The organism is Pirellulales bacterium, from assembly GCA_035499655.1.
Taxonomy (GTDB): Bacteria; Planctomycetota; Planctomycetia; order Pirellulales; family JADZDJ01; genus DATJYL01.
Map to the genome: position 1 here is coordinate 1 of DATJYL010000209.1, position 7483 is coordinate 7483.

A 7483-nucleotide genomic window follows, 5' to 3' on the forward strand; every position below is an offset into this window, starting at 1 on the left:
AACCTTTGTCCATCGCAGGTCAGGAAGTGCATGTCTCTGTAAGCGTTGGGGTCGCCGAATACATGGAAGCGGACGACTCATTCGATCGCTTGATAGAGCGCGCCGATCAGGCTCTCCTGGTTGCGAAGCGAAATGGCCGCAGCCAGACCGTAGCATACTCGCAACTTGAAGAAGCAGGCCCAAGTCATTTCCAGTTGCACAAAGAAACTGTCGGTCCTGCCAGCTAAAACTGTCATCCTTAACGTGGTGCCGACAGTCTGCAATTCGGGATGCAAATCATTGCAATTTACCTGTCGCCAAAATCGAAGCAAAGTTGATGAGCTTCAAGTCTTACGACAACAACTAATTACTAGAGTCATTGCCCGCTGTAAGTGCGATTCGTGATCACCATCATTGGCTTTCTCTACTTTAATGTCAATTCTGCAATTCACCGCTCGTAAGGAAGATCGCACCAAGGTGGATTCGATGGAGCGATCTCCCTAGCTATGCAGTTACGGGGCAATCGGAGTCGTAGATTCAATTGGCTTGATATTCGACGACGGCGCGGTGGGCCCCACGCTGATGATGGTTGCTTTGTTGGTTGTTAAATATTGCTTGGCAACGCTTTCGATTTCCAACTTCGTGATCGAACGATAGTCGCCAGCCGATTTGCGGACAATATCGAGCGCTGCTGGATTTTCTTGGCAGTCGCTAATTACCGACAGCCAGTAACTGTTATTGTTTACCTGTTCCTCGATTCCGGAAACAATCGGCTTTAATGCGCGATTGAATTCGTCATCGCTGATGGAACCGGTTGCCAGTTCGTCGGCGATGTTAGCGACGAGCTGACCAATTCGAGGCAATTGCGGGGCTTCGACAACCAAATCAGCTTCCAAGAATCCGAAATCGGGAAAGACCTCGCTTCCGCTGTTAGTCACCGCCGGCGTGTAGGTAGCGCCTAATTCTTTGCGTACTTTGTTCCATAGGCGATCTTTCAAAATGGCGGCCAGTACATCGATGCGGTGCGAAAGTGGCAAATCCCTGAAACCGGCCGTCGGCCAGCAGACAACGCTCATGGCACGGGTGGCTTCCGAAGCAAACTGAATTTCTTTGGTCTTAAGTGTGCTTGGGTATTTTACGATGCGCTGCTTGGCAAAATCGGGTTTCACCGCATCTCGAGCGGGGAGCGCTCCCAACGTCTTGGCCACTGCGCTCAGCGCCGTGTCGGGATCGATATCGCCGACCAGCGACACTTCCAGATAACCTTTTTCCAGGGGCCTGCTTAACCAGGCCTTCAGATCGTCAAGCGTAAGCTGCTGGAGTTTTTCGCGCGAGTCAAGGCCGAAACGCGGATCGCCACCATGCAGAAGCCGGTCGCCTTGGGTAGCGACTGCTCCTTCGGCCGTGTGTTCGACGTTGGAAAAAATAGCATCCACTGTATGCTGATAATTGGTGAGGCCTTCTTGCCGAAAACCGGGGGCGGTTAAATATGCCGTGCAAAGTTGCAGTTGCGTGTCAATGGTTTCGGGCTCGCACGCGCCGCCAATGTCGAAGGCATCGTCACCCACATTAAATCTTGCGCACAATTTCTTATCGCCGGTCAGTTGCGCGAGATCGGTAATGCTATGGGCTTGCAACCCGCCGGTAAAGAACGCGCAATTGGCCAATAACAGCAATCCCGGTTTGTCCGACGGAAGTTCCAACTTACCGCCGCCAAAACGAATTAGCACACGGACGACGTTCTTCTCGAATGCTGTTCGCTTGATATTCACGTGAACATTGTTGGCGAAGACGGCTTCCACTACACCCAGATCACGCTGATCGTTTCGCTTAACGATAACGCCTGGTTTGCCAAAGTCGGTGTAGGCAAAGGTTCCGGCCGATTCATCCACCGGCTTGCTAACTTTTACTTGTTGACTGGCATGGTAGGCCGACAAAATTTGCTGGGATGCATCGCCTTCCAACTTCACATTGCCTTGCACCCAAATCCGCAGGTTAGCGGAATCCCAATTATTTGCCAAAGCGGCTAGGCACTCCTCCTTGGTGACCTCGGGCATAAAGCGATTCACCATAGCCAATTTGTCGGACGGACTTATTTCAACTGTTTTATCCACGAGCGAGGAAACAATTTCATCAGCCAGTTTGTTCGGTGGTTGCGTTTCGGCACGATCGGCTAAGGATTGCATTATGCTAGAAATGGTAGTTTTCATCCCAGCGAATTCGGCGTCGGTAAATCCGTACAACAGTGCGCGACGCATTTCCTGTTCCAGCATGCCAATTGCTGCGTTTACTTTAGTCGGTTGGCAAGTTGCCGTTAGACTTGTGATTTCAGACAGATGGCACAGCACGTCGGAACTTATGTTGGCCGACAGTACAGAACTATTCTCCATTGCGGCGATTTTATTCAATCGACTGTTGAGGATGGCCAAAGCCATGCCGATCGCATGTTCGTGCCGCTCGGCCGCAACCGAATCGCCCGAAGTTGGAGCAGGTTTTGCCGAGCAGAGCTGGACGGCAACAGTTTGCAGATCGGCATCGGTGCGCAACTTCGCCAGTTCACCCTGACCGAGTGCGGCTTTCCCCATCGCGGGATCAGCGTGTTCGCCACGGATTGCTTTTGCATCTTGAAAGCGCTGCTGGATCAAGCGCTGAACGAGCTTCACGTCGAAATCACCTACCGCCACCACCGTTGCCCGACCCGGCGTATACCAGGTTTGATAAAAATCGACGAGTTGTTGCCGATTTATTGCTCGGACGCTGGCGGGATCCCCCGTCGGCCAACGCCGTGAGAACAAGGCCTCGGGCAATTCAAATTGGGTACTTTCCATGTTCGCTCGATATTCTGCGGAATCGCGGTAAACAATTTCGCTGAGGACGACGCCGCGTTCACGATCGATTTGTTTTTGATCGAATAACATGCCGTCGAGAAAATCCCGGAACATTGTAAACCCGTCGTCCAATAGTTCTTCGTTGGCTCTGGGCAATTCAAGGTGGTAGACTGTTCGGTCAAAAGTTGTAAAGGCATTGGTGTCGGCGCCCGATTGCATGCCCAGACGCTGAAAGTGTTCAAAGACTTCTCCTGCTGGAAAGTGTTTGGTTCCGCAGAACGCCAGGTGTTCCAGAAAATGGGCCAGCCCGCGCTCGTCGTCCGTTTCCATCAACGAACCGACATCCATATACAGCCGCAAGCTGGCGCGGGTCGGAGCCGCTTGTGTCGGCAGGATGACATAACGCAAACCGTTGTCGAGCTTGCCCCAGACGATGCGCGGATCGGGCTTCAGGTCGCTGCCTTCATGAGGCCACGGTTTCGCGGTTCCGCCAGGCTTGACGGTTGGCAACGCTGTAGCGGTCCCCTTTGCAATCATGGCCGCATGCGCTTCTTCAGCGTATGCACAAATCGCTATGCCCAGAAACAAAACAATGGTTTTTAACGTGGTAATCATGGTCACTCCGAAAATGTTTAAGGTTGTTTTTTCGATCAGCCGCTGGTGAAATACCATTGGCAATAAAGCTCTGACCTATAAGCGTTGAAATGGGGCGCATGTTACACGCCAAATTTCGCCGATGGTCCTGTGCCGCTGTAGGCACTAAATCGCCCCTTAGAAAGCGGCTTTGGGCGGCAATGGGGCAACGGGTGACAGCTTGACGTTTTGAGCCCGGCTTCGGACAAACCCGTAACGCTTGTAGCTATCTCAGCAGGTAGTCAATTATTCAAAGCGAGTGTTTTATGCCACCCGCTGTAACATTTTCATTCCGCTCCCGCTAACGAAAGGAGTTGATTCGATCTAACCACTTTTTTAAGGAGTTTCCCGAAATGAAAGAGTTATCCGTTCAGTACCGAATCGGTTACGCATTGTTGTATTTTATTGTCTTCGCCGCAGGCTGCCTGGTTATTGACCGGCTGTTAGGCGAGCAAATCGGCGTGCTTAGTATTGTCGATTGCCTTCTTGTTGGTGTTCTTGTGACGATAATGAACGACAGAAGGGTAGTGCGTAAATTCGAGCGCAGTTCAGTTAATGATGGGTAAATGGAAAACCCCGCCGTCGTGTTACGGCAACACACCGGAGTGCGCCGGCGGGGTTGGTTGATATTTTGAACGCGAACATTCCCGCTTGTGACCTACAGTTGAATTCAACTCCGGACCCGTTTGGTGGCCATGTACGCACTGCCGCCAAGCGGGTTTTTCTATGCGCAATCGGGCTTTCTCAATGTTCCCAATTGCCTCTTCCGCTTTTCTTCTGTCACCGCTTCGGCAATTACCAATCTATAGCGCCTGGCCACAGGGGCGAGGATTTGTCTTACTGTCACTTCATTGCTGTAACAATTGCGCGCCGTCTACGCTCACAGAGGAGTGATCTTAATTACTCCTCATTCCGAATGAGCGGGGAGTGACTTACAAAAATTTCAAGTAGGTGCGAATTATGCAACGTTTAACTTTGAAGAATCGTATTGTGCTTGCGCTCGTGTTGGTGATTGTTGTAGCTTTACTGGGACTATTATCCATATTTGGCGTGCCGATTCTCATTTCAAGTAACATCCGATGGGCTGTGATTTCTTTTTTTTCGATGCTAGCCGCCTTCCGGCTAATGGCGATGAGAAACAAGCAAAAGTCGGAGCGTTCGTAATGGTTCCCCCACGGTTTTTTTCGCTTAGCAGTGTAGCGGCGAATCTTAAGGTCAGAACCAATTTTCATAAGGAGAAAATAAAATGCCTGGATCCTACAGCTTGTTTACCATTTGGGTATCCGTTTCACTTTTTGGCCTATGGAGTTGTGTTGGAGTGATCTATAGGAATTCCAAGAAGAATACGAGGCAGTTCGAGCGCATGATCGATTTACTTTCGCAAGCGCACAAATAACAAACTCCCATTCACCCGCTTGGCGCAGCCACACACCGTTGCCAAGCGGGTTTTTTCTTGCGCTCAGTAGGTTCCCTCGCTTGCAGGCCATCTCTGGGTAAATAGGGGCTGATAGTCGTTGTACTGTACGAAAAACTGGAGACCAATGGAGCGAAGTGCAAAGGTTGAATGCCGCCCCCTTGCCATGCTGCATAGCGGGAATTTCCTTCGAGCACTTGTCGAGCAAGTGATTCAATGCCTCGGCAGCAGCCACTGGCAACTGGATTTGAACTCGGTAACTGCTGGAGCACCAGCGAGCATAAAGAAAAACCGTGCAGCAGAATCCGGTGCAGTTTGAGGCCGATTTGACTGGCAATAATTCGCATACGAAACTGCCGCGTCCCGCTGTTTCCGAAAAATGCAACGGGACGCGACAGCGTACGGACGTACAAGTGGAGCGGAAGGGAGTTGAACCCTCGACCTTCGCATTGCGAACGCGACGCTCTCCCAACTGAGCTACCGCCCCGTCATTCTAACTTGCAGCCGGCCCAGCATTGGCACCCTGCACCCTCCGCGCTTCCAAAGGAGCAAGGGTTTGGAGCAGCTTTGGGGAAATCTGGCGTGTGCGAAAATGCTGGTTGGCAGTGGCCTATTCTAAGACAGCGATTACGCCAAGTCCAGCGCCAGCACTGCCAGCAATATCGTGCAAACTGGCTGATGTCTGCAGATTTCCTTGTGCGGAAACTTGTCAAAACAAAACGATTCAATCTGCACGATTGCAACTGCCGATAACACTGGACCTGGCTTGTGGTTCGACCGATACGCAAAACAGTCGGTCGTAAATTTCCGGATTGCCGCTGAAACTTCATTCCAAAAAATGCACGCAGCTGTGTTATCCCTGATATTGATGTCCGTCTCCTGTGGCGACCCGCAGCCGCATGAAAGTGTCGCCCCTTCGACATCGGGTTGCGTAGGTCAAGTGGCTTCGCCGTGCAACATCAACGTTTCGTACCCCGCTCCTTCGCCGCCCCAATCAGTGGAAACGCCTTCCGTTTCGTCAAAATTCTCGGCTGCAATGCCGGCGGAAAAAACTTCTGGCGCTGGTTGCTTGACAAAATCGGCGGCGTCCACAAAATAGGCTCGCGTGGGGTCTGATCTGTGTGCAATCAGCGCGTCGAAACGGACCGGCTTGTTGTCCGTTGTGATATTCCGACAATCATGCCGGGCTTTTAGACCGAATTGGATCGATATGGGCAATGTCCGCGACCGGTTTTCTTACGGCGGCGTCGCGGCCGTTGCATGGCGTAGTTGCCAAGGCGATTGCCCGGCGATCGTTTTCGTGGCAACGGCCGTTTGCCAACTCGCAGCGATTTTTGATCGTCCGGCCGACCCACACACGGCGTTCGTTCTCCTAGAAATTGGGGGCGGCCAACCGAAGGATCGACCGTCGACGACCTTAGGTCGGGGCCCGGATGTCCCCCCAGTCATTTTTTTTGCACTATGCCTGCGGCCCTAATTGGTTTGGGTTCTAATCTTGGTGACCGGGCCGCGTTGCTCGAACGTTCGGTGGAACTGCTCCGTGGCACGAACGGCGTGTCGATGGTCCGCGCGAGCGCTTGGCACATCACGGTGGCGATTGGCGGGCCGTCCGGCCAGCCAAGCTTTCTCAATGGGGCGGCCCTCGTGGAAACATCACTTTCTCCGGAGGCAATCTGGTCGCGGATGCAGGAAATTGAACTTTCGTTGGGCCGCGTGCGCCGTGAACCGTGGGCAGCGCGAACGATCGATCTCGATTTACTGCTGTACGACAATGTTGTGCAACGCGCGCCCGGTTTGGCATTGCCGCATCCGCGCATGGCCTTCCGTCGCTTTGTGCTGCAGCCCGCGGCAGAAGTTGCCCCTGAAATGCGGCATCCCACCATCGGCTGGACCGTGGCTCAATTGCTCCACCATGTACTTGCAGCCCCGCCGTACGTCGCCATCAGCGGTTCGCTGCACCAGGCCACGCACTGGTTGGCGCACGCCGTCGCGGAAAGCACCGGATGGAAGTTGCTGCAGTTTTCCCAGGAAATCGAGGCTTCCGCCCCCGTTGGTTCGCCTAGCCTGGGGCTACGGCAAACGATAGAATTCCTCCGCGAGCAGGCCGCGTTGCTGGCGCGAAAAAGTTGGACCGCCGACGGCAACATCGGCGCGATCAGCCCGTTTTGGATGGAAGATTTATTGGCCATTGGCGACGTGCTGTGGCCCGGCGGCATGGAGGAGCCGTGGCAGACGCTGGCCCCGTCGGTCGTTCCGCCAAAACTGTTGGTTGTGTACGAAGCCTCTGCGCGACAATTTCACGAAATGCAGAATTCGGAACAGGCGCCGCCCAGAAGCGTGGCCGTGGCGTTGTGGCATCGACTGAACGAATCGCGCCGGCAGCGAGCGGCCCGGCCCGGTATTGGGCCGGTGCTATGGTTGGAAAGCGTTGAGCAGGCTGCAGCCGTTCGCGAGCTTGCAGCGGCAATTCAAGCCATGAGCTAAACACATTTTATTCATGCCCAACGCGAGTGCCATTTCGAATTCACCGCTCATCGCCGCCACCGTGCGCGAAACCCAGCAGCTGGTTCGCGCTCAAAAGCAGGCCGGCAAGCGCGTCGGGCTGGTTCCCACGATGGGCGCCCTGCAC

The 7483-nt window shown here is 53.5% G+C and carries 7 protein-coding genes and 1 tRNA gene; 4 read left to right on the forward strand and 4 right to left on the reverse strand.

All coding sequences use genetic code 11. The features are described from left to right. A partial coding sequence (locus tag VMJ32_15505) for a diguanylate cyclase (GenBank protein HTQ40431.1) occupies positions 1 to 227 on the forward strand: 227 nt, incomplete at its 5' end. A 264-nt stretch (positions 228 to 491) separates the two neighbouring features. Here VMJ32_15505 and VMJ32_15510 read toward each other — a convergent pair. Continuing rightward, positions 492 to 3422 (reverse strand): insulinase family protein, encoded by a 2931-nt coding sequence (locus VMJ32_15510; GenBank protein ID HTQ40432.1) that lies wholly within the window; start codon positions 3420 to 3422, stop codon positions 492 to 494. A gap of 371 nt (positions 3423 to 3793) precedes the next feature. On the opposite strand from VMJ32_15510, the gene VMJ32_15515 reads away from it, so the two are divergent. Further along, the gene (locus tag VMJ32_15515; GenBank protein HTQ40433.1) at positions 3794 to 4006 is read left to right on the forward strand and encodes a hypothetical protein; all 213 of its coding nucleotides are present in this window, start codon (positions 3794 to 3796) and stop codon (positions 4004 to 4006) included. 841 nt (positions 4007 to 4847) lie between these two features. Here the strand turns inward: VMJ32_15515 and VMJ32_15520 are convergent. The 3 genes from VMJ32_15520 to VMJ32_15530 form a co-directional block, all read right to left on the reverse strand. Beyond that, positions 4848 to 5201 carry a hypothetical protein gene (locus tag VMJ32_15520; protein HTQ40434.1) on the reverse strand — a complete coding sequence of 118 codons (354 nt, stop codon included), beginning with the start codon at positions 5199 to 5201 and terminating at the stop codon, positions 4848 to 4850. 67 nt (positions 5202 to 5268) lie between these two features. After that, a tRNA-Ala gene (locus tag VMJ32_15525) sits at positions 5269 to 5341 on the reverse strand. A 449-nt stretch (positions 5342 to 5790) separates the two neighbouring features. Continuing rightward, the gene (locus tag VMJ32_15530; protein HTQ40435.1) at positions 5791 to 5946 is read right to left on the reverse strand and encodes a hypothetical protein; all 156 of its coding nucleotides are present in this window, start codon (positions 5944 to 5946) and stop codon (positions 5791 to 5793) included. A gap of 369 nt (positions 5947 to 6315) precedes the next feature. Here VMJ32_15530 and folK point away from each other — a divergent pair, with 369 nt between their 5' ends. Then, the gene (gene folK / locus VMJ32_15535) at positions 6316 to 7338 is read left to right on the forward strand and encodes a 2-amino-4-hydroxy-6-hydroxymethyldihydropteridine diphosphokinase (protein ID HTQ40436.1); all 1023 of its coding nucleotides are present in this window, start codon (positions 6316 to 6318) and stop codon (positions 7336 to 7338) included. 13 nt (positions 7339 to 7351) lie between these two features. Further along, positions 7352 to 7483, forward strand: a 132-nt coding sequence (locus VMJ32_15540) for a pantoate--beta-alanine ligase (protein HTQ40437.1), incomplete at its 3' end; no start/stop codon positions are given.

Bases quoted from the DNA above. Each gene is read 5' to 3' on its own strand.
- folK (HTQ40436.1), top strand. From the start codon at position 6,316: ATGCCTGCGGCCCTAATTGGTTTGGGTTCTAATCTTGGTGACCGGGCC.
- VMJ32_15515 (HTQ40433.1), top strand. From the start codon at position 3,794: ATGAAAGAGTTATCCGTTCAGTACCGAATCGGTTACGCATTGTTGTAT.
- VMJ32_15520 (HTQ40434.1), bottom strand. From the start codon at position 5,201: ATGCGAATTATTGCCAGTCAAATCGGCCTCAAACTGCACCGGATTCTG.
- VMJ32_15510 (HTQ40432.1), bottom strand. From the start codon at position 3,422: ATGATTACCACGTTAAAAACCATTGTTTTGTTTCTGGGCATAGCGATT.